Raw genomic sequence first — 16,672 nt, forward strand, 5'->3', positions numbered from 1 at the left:
GGAATACGCAAAGTATCCGTTCGATTACATCATTGGCTCCGTCCATCTATCCGGAGGTGTGAGTATCTTCAATCGTAACCGATGGAAGAAGTTGAATGACGCTGAGAAAGTTCAGCACAAGGAAGAGTATTATCGTCTGATTGCTGAATCCGCTCAATCCGGAATGTTCCAAATTCTAGGACATATCGATGCGATGAAAGGGTTCTACCCTGCCTTTTCCGATATCGCGACACCAAAGGTCGATGAGACTTTGAAAATCATCGGAGAATCCGGCGTTGCGATTGAAATTAATACGTCAGGCAAAACGAAAGATGTTGGCGGCTGGTACCCCTCGCATGAGATTCTAGAGCGTGCGCTGCATTATGGCGTCGAGGTTACTTTCGGTTCTGACGCCCATGTCCCTAGTCGCGTTGCTGACGATTGGGAAGAAGTTCAGAAAACTTTGAAGGAAATTGGCTTCCAGCATTGGGTCTATTTCGAAAATAAACAGAAGCAAATTGTCGCGCTGTAGCGGACTTTTTCATATTCCATACCAAAGAGGTGCCCTAGTGAAGGGGCACCTCTTTGGTATTTATATATCATATTTATGAACAGAATTTGCTCCTAAGAATGCCAATTTATCATGGAGTTGATCATTCAGAATCGCTTGCAACTGTGCGGGTTTCATCGGCTTATAGAAATAATAGCCTTGGATGTGATGGCAGCCATTCGCCACCAAGAAGTCCGCCTGTTCTTCCGTCTCTACTCCCTCTGCAATCATTTGCAGCCCAAAAGCTTTCGCTACAGAAATGATTGCTTTGATCATGGCGCGATCCTTGTCATCGGTTTGAACACCGCGAACAAAGGACTGGTCCAGTTTAATCTTCGTGACCGGAAACCTTTTCAGATAGCTTAAGGATGAATAATGCGTACCGAAATCATCCACGGAGATAGAGATTCCTAATTGGCGAAGTCTATTCAAAACGCCCATCTGTTCGTCCTGCATCGCTACATTTTCCGTGATTTCCATCTCCAAGTATCGTGCTTCCAGCCCGGTTTCTTCTAGAATAGCAATAACCTTATCCACAAAGCGTTCATCATGCAGTTGTTTGACAGATATATTAACAGATATCCTCAGCGGTTCATCGGGTTGACGATGCCAAGCTTTCATCTGACTGCACGCGCCGCGGAGCACCCATTCACCAATTACATCAATTAGTCCTATTTCCTCCGCTACTGGAATAAAATCGGACGGCGAAATGTAGCCTTTCGTCGTATGATTCCAACGTAAAAGTGCTTCAACGCCTGTAATTGCCCCCTTCATGCAATCCACCTGGGGTTGATATACAATCTCAAGCTCATTTCGATCCAATGATTGACGGAGATGATTCTCCATTTCCAACTTAGAAATGGACAACATCTCCATGTGTTGATTGAAGAAGCTATAGGAGCTGCCGCTTTCTTTTTTAGCCATATACATCGCAATATCCGCATTTTTCAGCAGCGCTTCCCACGTTTCACCGCCATATGGATACTGTACAATGCCAATACTCGCATTTATAAAGAAGGAACGATTCGCCAATATACAAGGAGGTTTCAAGACAGCAATAAGTTGTTCGCAGAAAGCTTGAATTTCCTGCTGGCTAGAGCAATTCTCCAATAAAATCGCAAATTCATCTCCACCAAATCTAGCAAAAGTATGGAAAACCAAATGAGATTGCTGGATCCGTTGAACAACCTTTTGTAGCATATAGTCCCCCATATGATGCCCATGTGAATCGTTGACCATTTTAAAATTATCAAGATCAAAGAATAGGACGACGAGTGAGGTCCCCCTCACCTGATTGTAAGTAATTTGTTCTTTCAACATCATCTGAAAATGAGCACGGTTATGTATGCCTGTCAGTACATCGTGGTAGGCCATATAGGACAACATTTGCTCCGATTCCTGCATCCGCTTCGTAGACTCCTGAAGTTCCTGCTGACCCGCAATCAACTCTTCATTGGCCGCTGTCAAATCTTCATTCGCGATCTGCAGCTCCTGTGTCCTCTCGTTCACAGCTTCACTGAGCCGATCACGTTGTCGAATGATATAGATAATGAAGAATAAGCCTAGAAATAAAACGAGAAGTATGGAAAAGCGGATGATGAGCATTTGAATATTGATCGTTTTTACCGCGCTAACGGGAGGGGTAGCTGCTAGTTCCCATTTCGTATCCTGAAGATCGATCACAGAGATCAAAGGGGACTGCAAGAACGTTGTATTTCCCCCGTAAAATGCTGGCATGCCTGGACTTCGAATGGCCATCCTCAGCCCTTCATCAGCATCGTCTTCAATCCCTGCTTCAATAAGCAACTTGTCCATGTTAATGGCAACGGAGACGAAGCCCCAGAAAACGCCATCTTGAAAAAGTGCTTTACGAGCTACCAAACCTTGCACACCTTGAAGCAGCATAAAAGGACCGTCGGTCGTCATTTTTTTCGTTTGCAGAGATTGATTGACTTGCGTCTGAACATTCTCTCGAGGATCCTTCAGGAGATCCCAATCCATAATATCCTCATTCCCTTTCAAAGGATAAACGAACTTCATAACCCCATGTGGTGCTATGACAACATTAAAGGCAGACGCTTGTGAACCTGCATATAACGCTTCAATATACGCATGAATCTCTTGATCACTTTTGTCTTTCAAATAGCCGGCGCTGACAAAGGCCTCTAAACTTACCATCAAATTAAAATTACGATTAATGACAGACTGTAAGGCAACAGCTTTGGCAGATAATTGGGCAGCCTCCGTACTTTGCAGTTCATTCAGAAGCGATTTTTTATAGGTAGTGAGCACCGATTCAGTTGAGGTAAACAGAAGGACAAAGATGAGGGATAAGAAGAAGTACTGCATTCTGTTCATAGGTCTTTCCTCCCAAATTTGACTTGAAGCAGGAACATAATTCGACAACTTTCTCTATTATTTCATCTCTTCTCCCTTACTGGCAATACATTTATTTGCCTCCGGGCTTGTTTATACATGAGTTATGCACTTCGTGGTAACGCCTGGTCTTTCTGGGACTTAAGTCTCGCCATAAAGACTACTCGTGTAAATAGCACTATGCCATAACGCATGGTCCCTAATCCCCCTACCAAATCCTTTCTAGCGAATTGACGTTCCCACACTTCCTTCCTTGATATATAATTAGACTAGATGACCCTGACGAATGGAGACATGAAGATGGACATACATAACATTTCTATGCATCTCATTGATGAGGACACGGACCAGCCCCGCTACCAGTTCGATGAAGAAGCACTGCAAGAATTAATGAAAAGTATTGGGGAAATTGGCTTACTCTCTCCGATCAAAGTGCGTACAACCGCCAACAACCGATATAAGATCATTTATGGCAATCGCAGATATAAAGCTACCAAAATGCTCGGGCTTCCAACCATTTCATGTATCGTGTCCACGGTAACGGATGAGATGGAAATCTATTTGGAGCAGATTGCTGAAAATCTAACACGGGAAGGCTTCTCTCCCATTGAGGAAGCCGAAGCCTTCCATAAGCTCATGCATGATGCGAAATTTAGCTCATCTATTAAATATCTTTCTGGTAAGCTTGGCAAACCTGAAACGTATATCAAAAAYAAGTGTGAGCTGCTTAAGTTTGGGAATTCCGTAAAGAAGCTCATCGTAGGCGGCACGGAGATTCGTAAAGATAAGCTTACGGAAGATCAATTGCTGCCGTTGAAGGATCTCCCATTGGAACATCGTGATCCCTTAGCCCTGATCATGGCACGTGATGAAATGCCAGTCAGTGATGTGAAGAAAATTGCCAAGATGTTTAAGGATAAAGATATCTCTGACAGAATCAAGGGGCAGCTGCTTTATAAATCAGGACCTGAATTAATCGAAACCTGGTCTACCTTCCAGAACAATCGGGCTGAACGCGCGAAGCCGATCGCTGCCAAGGCACCTGCGAAAGCAGAGAAGATCAAAGTTGAGGTTCAAGAAGTTGCCGTACCTGCTGCGCTGGGGATTGATGATAACAACGTGGAGCTGCCAGTAGAAGCTAATCCTGCTATATCGCAAGCTGATGTAACTGTTGCTGCTGGATCGCTGTTACAAGCTAGACTACAGCAATTGCTTCAAACGATTCCCACTCCACCTACTTCTAGCGAGCTGCAGCAGGAACAGATTGGAATGAATGAGCAACAAAGAGAGCAATTCTCCCAAGACGTCTCGACGTTAGTGGAACAATTAGAGAAGCAATTAGAAGCTTGGAGAACGGTACAAAGCTTCGCTGTCTCTCGTTAAAACTAACCTACACCGCATGTGATTCGTGTTACTCCTAGTGAGGAAAGCACGAGCTGCATGCGGTGTTTTTATTTTGTTCAAAACGGTAGGCGGCGTTCCGAATCTACGAAGATTCATTATTCATTATCCACTTCCATACTACCATACAAGTATGGTAGTATGGGTTTAGGATTCATTTTGCAAAGGAGATCCCTATGGATTATTTCAAAAAACCACTGATTAGTTCGACACGTGATGCCGTTTACCACACGCTAAAGGCTCAAATTCTGAGTCTTGCCCTGCTTCCAGGTGCAACCATTTCGGAGAAAGAAATGTCGCTAAGCTTCAATGTGAGTCGGACACCTGTTCGGGAAAGCTTCGTGCAATTAGCACAGGAAGGCTTGTTGGATATTTATCCGCAACGCGGCACGGTTGTCTCTCGCATTGATCTAGAGCTGGTGGATGAAGCTCGCTTCATCCGCGAGCATCTGGAAAGCGCCGTCATTCGCTTGGCCTGTCTCTCTTTTCCGGAAGAGTCCCTGCGCTTGCTTCAAATGAATTTAGCCTCGCAGAAAGTGTGTATGGATGAACAAGACTTCAAGAAAATGTTTGAGCTTGATGAGGAGTTTCATCGGACGATCTTCGAAGGCTGCAAGAAAATGAACACCTGGGCAGTCATTGGGCAAATTAATGTGCATTTGAACCGCACCCGTATGCTTCGCTTAGCGACTGATCATCATTGGGATGAGCTCTATGCGCAGCATGGGCAGATTGTGGATGCCATCCAAGAGCAGCAGCCAGATAAGGCAGAACAATTGATACGCGCGCATCTTCAAGTTGGTATTGCTGATCAAGCATTATTAAAAGAGAAGTTTCCTACGTATTTCAAATAGGTTGATTATATTGGAGGCGAATGTTCATCTATGAAAATGGTATTCCGCTGGTTTGGAGAGGGCAACGATACCGTCACCCTAAAGCAAATTAAACAAATTCCCGGTGTTGAAGGTATCGTCTGGGCACTGCATGATGTACCTGCTGGTGAAGAATGGCCGATGGATAAGATTCAGATAATCAAAGCCGAGGCTGATCGTGCGGGGCTGCATATGCAGGTCGTGGAGAGCGTCAACATTCATGAGGATATTAAATTAGGACTGCCAAGTCGCGATACGTACATCGCTAATTATAAGAAAACGATCGCCACGTTAGCGCAAGTTGGTGTCAAAGTCATTTGCTACAATTTCATGCCTGTGTTCGATTGGGTACGGACAGATTTACATAAGGAGCTAGAAGACGGTTCGACGGCACTATTTTATGAAAGGAGTAAAATTGCCAACCTCGACCTCACTGAGCATGTTGGACGGATTAATGCCAACCCCGATTTCAGTATGCCAGGCTGGGAGCCTGAACGACTCGCTCATTTGACGGAGCTATTCGACGCCTATAAGGAAGTCACCGAAGAGCAGCTCTGGGCAAACCTCAAGTATTTCTTGGATGAAGTTATTCCCGTGGCCGCCGAGCACGGCATTCGCATGGCAATTCACCCGGACGACCCGCCTTGGTCCGTCTTCGGATTACCAAGATTAATGACGAGCCAAGCAAATATTCGCCGTTTCTTAGCCTTACATGACAGCCCATATAACGGGCTTACGATGTGCAGTGGCTCACTCGGTGCGAATCCGAGCAATGATATTGTCTCGATCGTGCATGAATTCGCGGATCGGGTTCCTTTTGCCCATCTGCGCAATGTTCGCGTGTTTGAGAATGGTGATTTCATCGAGACCTCTCATCGTACGCAGGATGGCACGGTGGATATGTCTGGCATTGTACAGGCGCTGCATGCGAACAATTTCGAAGGATTTTGCCGTCCGGATCATGGTCGACATATTTGGGATGAGCGTTGCCGACCTGGATACGGGTTGTACGATCGGGCATTAGGTATCATGTATCTATGGGGACTTTGGGACATGCTGTGTCGCCAAGGTGGTAAATTACAAGAAGGAGCTGGCACTGAATATGAGCGGATTAACTAAATTCCCGTCCCTGCAAGGGAAGGTCGTTGTGATTACAGGAGGCGCTGGCGTTCTGTGCCGCGTTATGGCATTAGAATTAGCTAGACAAGGCGCACACATTGCTATTCTGAATCGTACGCATGAGAAAGGGTTAGCCGTCGTAAACGAAATTCAAGCAGCTGGTGGTGTGGCCGTTGCTGTTGCTTGCGATGTAACTGTAACGGAAAGTGTAGAACAGGCTGCGGCCTCCGTGACGGAACAGTTAGGTACCTGCGATATTCTAATTAATGGCGCGGGTGGTAATCATGCTAGCGCGAATACGACGAATGAGATTTTCAAAATGGAAGACGTGGCGAATCCGGATGTGCAATCCTTCTATGATCTAAGTATCACTGGTTTCCGCAACGTGCTGGATCTTAATTTCGTTGGCACCTTAATTCCTACGCAAGTATTCACTAAGCATATGCATGGCAAAACCGGTGCAACTGTGATCAATATCTCTTCCATGAGTGCACCTTCGCCCATGACGAAAGTTCCTGCCTACAGCGCAGCCAAAGCGGCTATCGATAACTTTACGAAATGGCTAGCTGTTCATTTAGCGGAAAGTGGCATTCGTGTAAATGCCATCGCACCTGGGTTCTTTTTGACGGAGCAGAATGCCAAGTTGTTGATGAAAGAGGACGGTTCGCTGACGGATCGTTCCCATAAAATCATTGCCCATACCCCGATGCGCCGATTCGGCAAGCCTGAGGATTTACTAGGCACGTTGCTGTGGCTGGCGGATTCCGACATGTCCCGCTTCGTTACAGGTACGACGATTCCGGTGGATGGCGGATTTATGGCTTATTCGGGCGTTTAGTTTAATTACGCTAGTAAGTGTAGTAATCCGAGCCTTTTTCTTTTATACTCATTCTAATAAGGTAGACGGAGTGAAGCACACGCCGTTTCATTGCATAACGCTCATTATGAGCTATGCTGTGGAACGGTTTTTGTTTGTTTATTTACAATGAATAGGAGGCTGGGATGAATGTCATTTGAGGAAAAATATAACGAATGGATGCAGGCAATGATCGCGCACGCTAAGACTGGGACCGTAAATCATCGAAGGATCGAATTGTTAGAGAAAGGGTTGGGCCACGGAACAATTGAGTTTTTACGTTGCATTTGGTTTCCTGCCATCGGTAATTTCAATCACTTATACCCCGAGTGGGAGGTACGTGATTTCAATAATGGCTACCGCTATCTCGATCTTGCCTATATGCCTGGCGGCGTAAAAGGAGGAATCGAAATACAAGGATTTGGATCACATGCCAGAGATCTTGATGTTAGACGATTTAAAGATTTATGCATGCGACATAGCTTGCTAACCCTTGATGGGTGGACTTTTATGCCAATTGCTTACTTGTCCATCAAAGAAGATCCGAAGCAATGCCAACAACTTATCTTGTCATTCGTCGGAAAGTTCCTTTCAGCCGATGTGTCAGCTGGCTTGGATTGGGCAGAGGCAGAAGTTGTGCGTTATGCACGTCGCTTGCTTCGGCCAATTACGCCTATAGAAATTACTGAACACCTTCGGCTCTCCGACCGCCACGTAAGACGAGTGCTGCATCAACTAGTTGAGAAGCAACTCTTGACTGTCGTCGGAGGACGTCAGCGATACCGTACATTTCAGTTGAAATTGTGACTGTTGGCTGTGGCGCGGCGGGACACGGCGGGACGCGGTGGGGCGGGACGCGGTGGGGCGGGACGCGGTGGGGCGGGACACGGCGGGACGCGGTGGGGCGGGGCGGGGCGGGACGCGGTGGGGCGGGACGCGGCGGGGCGGGGAGTGGCCCGGCTAACGGACACAGGCGACGCTATTTGGCAGAATTCGATGCTCCTGCTTCGCTAACGGACACAGTGTACGCTATGGGGTGGGAATCGGGCTAGAATCAGGGTTTGGGGGCGAAATAGCGGCTGTAGTGGCCGTTAGCGTAGGATGGGCGCTGGATTGTGCTAAATAACGGCCATGGTGGCCGTTAGTGTGATGAGTAGCTACTCTTGATCGTTCATGCTCGCTCCTCTGATCCTTTGTGCTCTTAGTCCTATGTGCTCGCTCCGCTGATCCTTTGTGCTCTTAGTTCTATGTGCTCGCTCCCCCTCCCCCTGTTCGGTTGAGGCTATGATTGTTGGAGTGGCGCAGCGGGGTGGGGAGTGGCCGGGCTAACGGACATAGGCGACGCTATTTGGCTGAATTCGATGCTCCTGCTTCGCTAACGGACACAGCGTACGCTAGGGAGTGGAAATCGGGCTAAGATCAGGTGTTTTGGATGAAATAGCGGCTGTAGTGGCCGTTAGCGTAGGATGGGTGCTGGATTTGGCTAAATAACGGCCGTGGTGGCCGTTAGCAAGGATGGCCGCTAGATTCAGCTAAATAACGGCCGTGGTGGCCGTTAGCGTGATGGGCTGGCGGGCTACACATGTGGGAAACGGCTAACGGGCACAGCGTACGCTATAGAGTGGAAATCCGTCTAGGATCACGATGAGTCTACTCCTTCATCAACGCTTACGCTTCATCCGGAATACAAACGATAATGCGTTCAATTTCTGCTGCAATCTCGGCAATCTGGTCCTCATAATTCTCATTCAGGAGAATTGTTGTTTGGAGCTTTACAGCTCCCGCATGCAGCGCTTCTGCCGATAGGCTGCCTGCTACACCGATTAGCGTATGCGCAGCCCGTTTGGCAGCGACCCAATCCCCTTCACGGTGATTGATCCGGAGCAGATCTGCGAAGTCACTATAATTCTTCTTGAACAGCTGCAGCATGACGAGAAGAATACTCTCTTTACCCTCCACTCGGGCCAAAGCTCCCTTCCAGTCTATCGCGGCGATACCTTGATAATAAGGTGTCTCTTCTCCATCAACCGGTTGAGGATCATTGAAGCTTCGCTCCCGTTCCTTCCTCTTCTCGGGTTCCAGCCATTTGTGAATCACTCGAAACAGCAACTTCACATCCAGCGGTTTGCTTATCACATCGTTCATACCCATTCGGACGTATGCTTCTTGATCTTGTTTAACGACATTAGCCGTAAGCCCGATGATCGGTATTTCACGAAATCTAGGGTTCAGTCGTAGAAGTCTTGTAGCCTCGACACCATCCATAACTGGAATGTGGATATCCATGAGGACCAAGGCAAATTCGCCTTTTTCCAACTTGTCGAGCGCTTCTCGACCATTTGTCGCTAACGTGACTCTGTAGCCCCGCTCCTCAAGCAGCTCCATAGCCACTTGTTGATTAATTTCATTGTCCTCAACGAGTAGAATGTGCCCCCATTCTTCCACTTTAGCAGAAGGATTCAAAACCGATCCATGCTCCACGACCCGCGACTCATGCTTAGGATGGAACAAGTATTCCAACGTCTGATACAGCTCTAGTCGACTAATCGGTTTAACAAGTACCGCATCAGGCCTTATCTCCTCAGGGAGTGTAAGCAGCTCTTCCTTCCCCATTGAGGATGTCAGACAAATTAAGCGCGTTCGATCTCTTTGAATCAAAGCGAGAAGAGCATCCCATGTTTCTAGGCCATACATATCATCGCTTTCCATATCCAGGAGGAGACAATGGAAGTCATCTGCCCCGTTTTTTTTCCCGCCTAGCCGTTTGAACAACGAATCCCAAGAAGGAACCGTCGTTGCGATGAGTGCAAACGATTCTAAGGTATCCTGTAAGCTGTTTCTCATAAGGGGATGATCTTCAACAACCAACACATGATAAGGATCATTTCCCTCTCCAATATCCCACTCATCAGGATCGTCTTGCTCAATGATTTGAAAAGGTAAGGCAAAAGTGAAACGGCTCCCGCTTCCCATTATACTTTCTGCTTGGAGCACACCGCCCATTAACGTGATCAAATGTTGGCTGATCGGCAGTCCCAGACCAGTTCCTCCATACTCACGGCTCGTTGATCCATCCGCTTGAGAAAAAGGCTCGAAAATGTAAGAAAGCCGATCAGCCGAAATGCCAATCCCCGAGTCTTCGACGCTAAATCGCAGCATCATTTCCTCACTGGATGTCTGTGGGCCTAGCTCAATGTGAAGCCTCACATAACCTGCACGCGTAAATTTAATGGCATTGCTGCAGAGGTTCAGTAAAACTTGCTTCAACCGAAGCGGATCTCCGAGAAGTCGCCTAGGCAGCTCAGCAGGTGTACTAAAAATAATCTCTATGGGCTGGCTCTTCGATAGTACACTGCAAATACTGGAAAGTTCCTTCAACAGCTCGTCCAGATTAAAGCTCGTTCGTTCCACCTCTAATTTACCTGCTTCAACCTTTGAAAAATCMAACACATCATTAATAATACCTAACAACGTATGCGAAGAAGAGGTAATATTCGTTAAGTAATCCTTCTGGTGCTCGGAGAGCGGTGTCTTCCCTAACAGTTGAGACAGCCCGATAATCCCATTCAAAGGCGTTCGAATTTCATGACTCATTTTGGCAATAAAATGACTCTTCGCTTGATTGGCTTGATCAGCTGCATGACGCATAGAAGCTTCGGTAAAATCGTGAATCGTACCCATAATCCCTTTCACTTCACCAGAGGCATGATGATAAGCTGAAAGTGTTACCCGATAGTCTCTTCTTGGCCCCTCCGACGACGGAATCGCGATTTCGAATCTCACATTATCACCACTCCTTAGCACTTCTTGAAAGTGCTGCTCCCAAAGCTCCTGCTCGGATACGGGTAAAAAAGCAGTCATTGTAAGACCCAGCATGTCCTCAGCTCTGGTTTGTGATAGGTGACATGCCGCTTGATTCACTGACGTAATTTCGCCTTCTGTTGTGAAACCCAGAATGCCCTCCTGCGAGTTCTCTACGAGAATCCGATTCCGCTCTTCACTTTCCTGAATCCGACGTTCTGCCAGACTCTTCTCCGTAACATCCGTCGCCGAACCTATGACTTCAACCACTTCGGTGCCATCAAAAACAGGCTGTAACGTCGTGAAAATGATTTTTCCACGTACATCCATTTCATAGGCGACTTGATTCCCTCGGTAGGCTTCTTCATATTTGGATTGCAAAAATTGCGCAATGTCTTCCGAATACGATGGAATCGCATGCACATTCTTGTAGAAAAAGTCATCCGGTTTAATGCCGAGCTGATGCAATAATTGACCATCAATGATCGTATACACCATGGAATTCTGTATTTTTTTGAGCTTAAACATAAGCCCTGGTTGAAAACGCAAAATATCAGAAAGCTCTTGCTGTACCTGTCGTACTTGCCTTTTAAGCTCCTCGGAGCGCAAGAAATAGCGAATAAGTCCTGCAACGAACATGCCGGCCCCTAAATGCAAAAGTAAATTCGGAATGACAAGCTCCATAGCAGGAACTTTATAAATAAGGACCATATCAACAAATAACACAATGACAGGACATAATACGAGCAGCATCCATTTCTTCCAATAGTCGCGGATGTAAGAATGAATAAGTAAACCACCCGCATAAATAATAAATCCTATCAGCGATACACGAAACAAAACTGCTGGATCGATCATCGTCCGGCCAATAATGATGACTACCGTCGTTATAAAACCAGAAACACCGCCACCGATGAAAGTAGCCATCAGAATTGCAACCGCTTTCAAATCTAGAATGTGCCGTTCACTCACATGGACTCCAGTATAAGCAAGCATAACTCCGAATAGTCCGTGTGTTATGCCTGCCCAAATCTGAAATTTCCATCGGGCTGCCTTTTGTAATTTGGGGGAGTAAAAAATTTGAAGCGATATAAAAACAAATACGGCAACAAGCGAGAAATTGTTTAATAAGTCTCTCAACATCGTACTCACCCCATCGGATTGCAATCTCGTCCATCTACATCTATTATAGATGTCGAATTGTGTAAGGTCTACACGGTTTCATAATCGACTTGTTTAATCGCAGAGAAGACTAAATCAATCATCTCGGCACGTGCTTGGTGAATAAAGCCTAATGACGTTTGCTGTAAATTTTCAATGGAAACACATGATGTCAACATAATTTTACTTGAGAACACATACATGGACAGTTCGTAAGCAGAAGCAACATTTTTGATAACCTCGCTAATGTTCGTTCTTTTATAAGACTCAGGAAGCTCCATGGCATACATCAAATAAAGCGGTTCCTGTCTCGTTTGTGTCATTTGGAACATTTCTTTATACAAGGAACTCACATGTGAACGCCAAAGAAAACCAAATTTATAATGCGAATCTTCCTMCCACACTTTCTCAAACTGGGCTGTTAACTCGACAAACTGTTGACGGTAATAGTGGATTAAATTCATGAATAGCCCCTCGCAATCCCTTTAGAAGTTCTTACAATACTTAGATGATACCTAGTAAATGTTGTAAAACTTCTATCTAGACTTTTAGGGAAGCATGTTTTTTACTCATACTTCGCTAATGAATCTGGGAGAGGAATTAGCGTTTCTGTAAAGCAACCCACATCGACTTATTACGGAACTCTTCCTCTGAACCAAGTTCTCTTCCGAACCAGCTCGGCGGTACAAACTGCTGCGCAGTCTGCAAATCAGGAAACTCCACTTCAACGACAAGCAGGTCAATTTGTTTATACTCATCGATTTCATAAGTAACCCCATCTGCTTCGAGGGTCGTACGAATCTTCTCTAATGGAATTAATCCTGTGCGCTCAAGCAGCTGTTTGTAGATAGGCTCCGTGATGCTGTATTCGACTTCTTCTCGAACCATCCCATGTCCCGACTTGAACGTATGCGTAAAGTGTGATTCTCCTGAACTATCCACTAGCTGGCGTACGCGAATTTCCTGATCGTCCGAGAAAGCCAAATACGTCTGATAAATATATTGTTTAGACACTTGCGTCAACTCATTATTTGCTAGTTCAGCCGCAGGAAATGCGGGCAATAAATACTTTCTTTCAATTTCGGCACCCATAAGTCGGTTAGCCCCTCTCTATTTGTTCATTGTTCGAAAACGAACCGGTGAAATCTCGTTCCATACTCGAAACATTTTACCAAAATGAAACTCATCTGCAAATCCACAAGCATCCGCGATCGCCTTCATGGGCTCATCTGTCAGTAAAAGCATCGTCTTCGCCTGCTCATTCCGAATCTGATTTAAATACGCTTTGGGCGAGATGCCCACATACTTCATAAACATTTTGCGTAATTGCGACACGGAGATATGGTAGGCTTTCGCCAGTTCTTCCAACCGAATAGGCTGATGATAACAGGTTTCCAACCACAGCTTCGCTTGCTGAAAGGCTTTCATGTAGGGATCGCTAGACGTATCCGTATCCTTCATAAATTGGATTAATCGTGATAATACATATTGGAATTCCGCTTGGCGTTCATGCGGGTCGGTTCCCCTCATTGACCACAAGCGAGTAAACTGCGCTTCCAGCCAATCTGACTGCTCTAACGTGTACGGTTTATAAAAGGGAATTCGCAGTTCCTCCACAGGAACTGGCTTCAGCCAATTGAGATGCTCATATGGGATATCAAACGCATCAAAAAGGAGCATCCTAATACATAACGGATTGTCTGTAGACGAAGTCATGTTCAGTTTAAACCCAGGCTTCAAATAAAACAAACTCCCGGCTTGTACATGCAGCGGAACTTCATTCATCTCATGGTGAAATTCCCCTTCACCACTCCGAATCCAATACAGTGAGTGCACATCTGTTGTATTTCGAATATCTTTCCAACCAGGATCGGGTGGCTTCTCATACGAAAGCCGATGATGATAAATACGGTGGTTATTCAATGGTTTTGTTCACCAACCCTGTAGCGATTTTGACAAATAGAGATGAGGTTTATCCATTCAAATGGACTCTTCTTCTATGATACGCTTTACGAAACATACATGAAAGGGGCTTAATGCTCGTGATACGTACTTTTCAGCAGCATAACTTACGACCTACTCGAATTTTGGACGGATTATGGGATTTCATCACGGATCCTGACAATAAAGGTGTTTCTGAGGGGTGGGCGTCAACCTTCCCTGCCGGGTCAAAAAAGTCCGTCGTCCMTTCTTGTTGGAATAACGAATTAGGTATTTACGATTATATTGGTGCCGCTTGGTATCGCACCTATTTTGATACGCTGCAAGACGCGAATATTCGACTGGTGTTTGAAGGCATTCTTCACCATGCTGATGTGTACGTGGATGGCCAGCATATTGGCTACCATTTTGGCGGGTTTACACAGTTCTCTATGATTCTCCCCCACCTAAGTGCAGGCAAGCATGAACTCGTGATTCGCGTTGATAATACGGTTGATTGGCAGACTTTACCGACAGATATTGCCGATTGGCACTCCTACGGGGGCATCATTCGTTCTGTTGAACTTCAGGAGCTGCCAGATGTCTACATCGACTCCATGAAAATTGATTATCAATTGAAGGACGATACAGCGGATGTTCAGCTGCAAATTCAAGTCAGTTCGTTAAGCCAAGAAGACTGTCAGATTGAGGTAAGTGCTCGTACGGAAGGACTTTCCCTCTCGGCTGATCATGTCGTGGTTGCTGCGGGTCAAACGACTAGCCTCACCCTAAGTGGCAGTCTGGCAAATATTAAGCGTTGGGATGTCGGCCAACCTGCGCTCTATACCTTCACTGTCCAAGCTGGTAAAGATGATCTTATCGATCGGACTGGCTTCCGTACGGTTGAAGTTCAGGGCAGTGATATCCTGCTGAATGGTAAAAAGCTGTACCTCCAAGGCGTAAATCGCCATGAGGAGCATCCGGAATGGGGATTTGCATTCCCGCCGAAGCTGATGCTGAAAGATTTGGACATTTTGACCGATATGGGCTGCAATATCGTTCGGGGCTCCCATTATCCGCAAAGCCAGTTCTGGATCGATCTGCTGGATGAGCACGGGATGCTCCTCTGGAGTGAGATTCCGATGTGGGGCTGTTTCATGAGTGTGGAAACGTTGGCAAGTCCGATCTTCAGAGAGCGCGGCGTTCATATGCTGGGCGAAATGATTAGCCGCGACTACCATCATCCGTCCATCATTTTCTGGGGAGCGCACAACGAAATCGATACGCGTACCCAAGAAGCACTAGAGCTTACGAAAGCTTTCGTGAGCAAAATCCGCAGCATGGACTCTAGCAGGCTCGTCACTTATGCCACTATGCAACCTGTGGAAGATATCGTGCTCTCCTACTTTGATGTCATCGGGATTAACAAATATTACGGCTGGTATGAAGGCAGCGTGGATGGATTTAGTACTATGCTGGAGGACTACTTCATCAATGCGGAGAAGCAAGGCGCTGCTGGCAAGCCTGTGATCATGAGCGAGTTCGGCGCGGCGGGGATTTTTGGCGATGCTGGCTGGGAGCCACGCCTGTTCAGTGAAGACTACCAAGCGGATGTCGTCACACGTGCTTTGAAAATCTTCCGCGACGACCCTCGCATCGTCGGGACGCTCATTTGGCACTTCGCCGACATTCGTGTCGATGTGCGGAGTGACCGACCTTACTTCCGCGATCGCGCGCGGAGCTTCAATAATAAAGGATTGCTTAGTGAGTATCGCAAGCCGAAATTGGCCTATCGCTTAGTGAAGGAGATTTATCGCTCGGAACGGTAAGGCGGTAAAGGGAAAGGAAAGGGACTCAGCCTTGGTGGCTGGGTCCCTTTATTTGCGTATATAATGACCTCGTGTACGCCACTCCTACGGTCAAAGATGCAAATATACACTTATTTTCGGGGAAAACAGCTCAACAGGAGGAATACGTGCAAAAAGGCAACCTTTTGGGCCGAAAGAGGACAATAGTAGGAATGCCCGCAAAAATAGTTGCACTTTCGCACGTATTTCATCTAAAGAGGTTAATTCGAAGAAAAAGGATGCCTTTCTGCATCTTCCACTGCTGTATTCACCAAACGGACTTCCTCCAAGTCCATTAACTCGCAAAAAAAGGATCCCCCGCCACATAGATAGCCATTGGGAATCCCTCCTTTTTAACAAACACTCATTTATGTAGAATATCGTCCTTCAATGTAGACACCTTCGCCAACACTTGATTGATCTCGTCTGCTCCCACCTTAAAATGAGCAAGCGCATCATGAAGATGAGTCGCAATCGCTTTGAAATGCTCTTCTTGCAGATTCATCCCTGCATGCGCCTTGGCCATAGATGCCCCGGTATATTGATTCGGCCCCCCTAACGCAAAACTAAAAAATTTCGCCTGATGCTTACGCTGCTTCTCCATATCCGTATTGTTAAAAAAGTGATTGACGGTTTCATCCGCCAAAACCAGCTCATAGAAGTAGTCCACCACTGCCGTGATCGCCCCTTCTCCGCCAAGCTTATCGTATAACGTTATTTCACTCACTATGAATCCTCCTTCAGGACTACACCTATCTATTTGGTTATATTATCCAAGAATATAGGGAAT

The 16,672-nt window shown here is 46.2% G+C and carries 13 protein-coding genes; 7 read left to right on the forward strand and 6 right to left on the reverse strand.

The annotated features are described in order from the left end of the window. Window positions 1–511 (forward strand): PHP domain-containing protein (locus AC1DLM_RS13665; RefSeq protein ID WP_477570270.1); only part of this gene is annotated, 511 nt, incomplete at its 5' end. Window positions 512–571: 60 nt separating this feature from the next. On the opposite strand, the gene AC1DLM_RS13670 is transcribed toward AC1DLM_RS13665, so the two are convergent. Further along, window positions 572–2,887 (reverse strand): bifunctional diguanylate cyclase/phosphodiesterase, encoded by a 2,316-nt coding sequence (locus tag AC1DLM_RS13670; RefSeq protein WP_477570271.1) that lies wholly within the window; start codon window positions 2,885–2,887, stop codon window positions 572–574. A gap of 318 nt (window positions 2,888–3,205) precedes the next feature. Here AC1DLM_RS13670 and AC1DLM_RS13675 point away from each other — a divergent pair, with 318 nt between their 5' ends. From AC1DLM_RS13675 to AC1DLM_RS13695, 5 genes are all read left to right on the forward strand, one after another. Then, window positions 3,206–4,288 carry a ParB/RepB/Spo0J family partition protein gene (locus AC1DLM_RS13675; protein WP_477570272.1) on the forward strand — a complete coding sequence of 361 codons (1,083 nt, stop codon included), beginning with the start codon at window positions 3,206–3,208 and terminating at the stop codon, window positions 4,286–4,288. 194 nt (window positions 4,289–4,482) lie between these two features. Continuing rightward, window positions 4,483–5,160 (forward strand): GntR family transcriptional regulator, encoded by a 678-nt coding sequence (locus tag AC1DLM_RS13680; protein ID WP_477570273.1) that lies wholly within the window; start codon window positions 4,483–4,485, stop codon window positions 5,158–5,160. A gap of 30 nt (window positions 5,161–5,190) precedes the next feature. Next, entirely contained in the window at window positions 5,191–6,297 is a 1,107-nt protein-coding gene (gene uxuA / locus AC1DLM_RS13685; RefSeq protein ID WP_477570274.1) for a mannonate dehydratase, read from the forward strand. After that, entirely contained in the window at window positions 6,281–7,135 is an 855-nt protein-coding gene (locus AC1DLM_RS13690) for an SDR family oxidoreductase (RefSeq protein ID WP_477570275.1), read from the forward strand. Before uxuA ends, AC1DLM_RS13690 begins: the two co-directional genes overlap by 17 nt. A gap of 168 nt (window positions 7,136–7,303) precedes the next feature. Continuing rightward, a complete protein-coding gene (locus AC1DLM_RS13695; protein WP_441988704.1) occupies window positions 7,304–7,960 on the forward strand; it encodes a transcriptional regulator in 657 nt (218 codons plus the stop codon). Between the two features lie 861 nt (window positions 7,961–8,821). On the opposite strand, the gene AC1DLM_RS13700 is transcribed toward AC1DLM_RS13695, so the two are convergent. From AC1DLM_RS13700 to AC1DLM_RS13715, 4 genes are all read right to left on the reverse strand, one after another. After that, window positions 8,822–12,097: a response regulator gene (locus tag AC1DLM_RS13700; RefSeq protein WP_477570276.1), complete on the reverse strand. Its 3,276-nt coding sequence runs from the start codon at window positions 12,095–12,097 to the stop codon at window positions 8,822–8,824. 68 nt (window positions 12,098–12,165) lie between these two features. Continuing rightward, window positions 12,166–12,579 (reverse strand): hypothetical protein, encoded by a 414-nt coding sequence (locus AC1DLM_RS13705; RefSeq protein ID WP_477570277.1) that lies wholly within the window; start codon window positions 12,577–12,579, stop codon window positions 12,166–12,168. Window positions 12,580–12,715: 136 nt separating this feature from the next. Then, window positions 12,716–13,207, reverse strand: coding sequence for a CYTH domain-containing protein (locus AC1DLM_RS13710; RefSeq protein WP_477570278.1), 492 nt, complete (start codon window positions 13,205–13,207; stop codon window positions 12,716–12,718). A gap of 18 nt (window positions 13,208–13,225) precedes the next feature. Beyond that, window positions 13,226–14,038 carry a helix-turn-helix transcriptional regulator gene (locus tag AC1DLM_RS13715; RefSeq protein WP_441988700.1) on the reverse strand — a complete coding sequence of 271 codons (813 nt, stop codon included), beginning with the start codon at window positions 14,036–14,038 and terminating at the stop codon, window positions 13,226–13,228. A gap of 119 nt (window positions 14,039–14,157) precedes the next feature. Here AC1DLM_RS13715 and AC1DLM_RS13720 point away from each other — a divergent pair, with 119 nt between their 5' ends. Continuing rightward, window positions 14,158–15,864: a glycoside hydrolase family 2 protein gene (locus AC1DLM_RS13720; protein ID WP_477570279.1), complete on the forward strand. Its 1,707-nt coding sequence runs from the start codon at window positions 14,158–14,160 to the stop codon at window positions 15,862–15,864. Window positions 15,865–16,246: 382 nt separating this feature from the next. Here the strand turns inward: AC1DLM_RS13720 and AC1DLM_RS13725 are convergent, their stop codons facing one another. Continuing rightward, the gene (locus AC1DLM_RS13725; RefSeq protein ID WP_441988698.1) at window positions 16,247–16,609 is read right to left on the reverse strand and encodes a group I truncated hemoglobin; all 363 of its coding nucleotides are present in this window, start codon (window positions 16,607–16,609) and stop codon (window positions 16,247–16,249) included. Window positions 16,610–16,672: the final 63 nt, after the last annotated feature.

Source organism: Paenibacillus sp. 01T442 (assembly GCF_056398345.1).

Bases quoted from the DNA above. Each gene is read 5' to 3' on its own strand.
- AC1DLM_RS13670 (WP_477570271.1), bottom strand. From the start codon at position 2,887: ATGAACAGAATGCAGTACTTCTTCTTATCCCTCATCTTTGTCCTTCTG.
- AC1DLM_RS13680 (WP_477570273.1), top strand. From the start codon at position 4,483: ATGGATTATTTCAAAAAACCACTGATTAGTTCGACACGTGATGCCGTT.
- uxuA (WP_477570274.1), top strand. From the start codon at position 5,191: ATGAAAATGGTATTCCGCTGGTTTGGAGAGGGCAACGATACCGTCACC.
- AC1DLM_RS13690 (WP_477570275.1), top strand. From the start codon at position 6,281: ATGAGCGGATTAACTAAATTCCCGTCCCTGCAAGGGAAGGTCGTTGTG.
- AC1DLM_RS13695 (WP_441988704.1), top strand. From the start codon at position 7,304: ATGTCATTTGAGGAAAAATATAACGAATGGATGCAGGCAATGATCGCG.
- AC1DLM_RS13710 (WP_477570278.1), bottom strand. From the start codon at position 13,207: ATGGGTGCCGAAATTGAAAGAAAGTATTTATTGCCCGCATTTCCTGCG.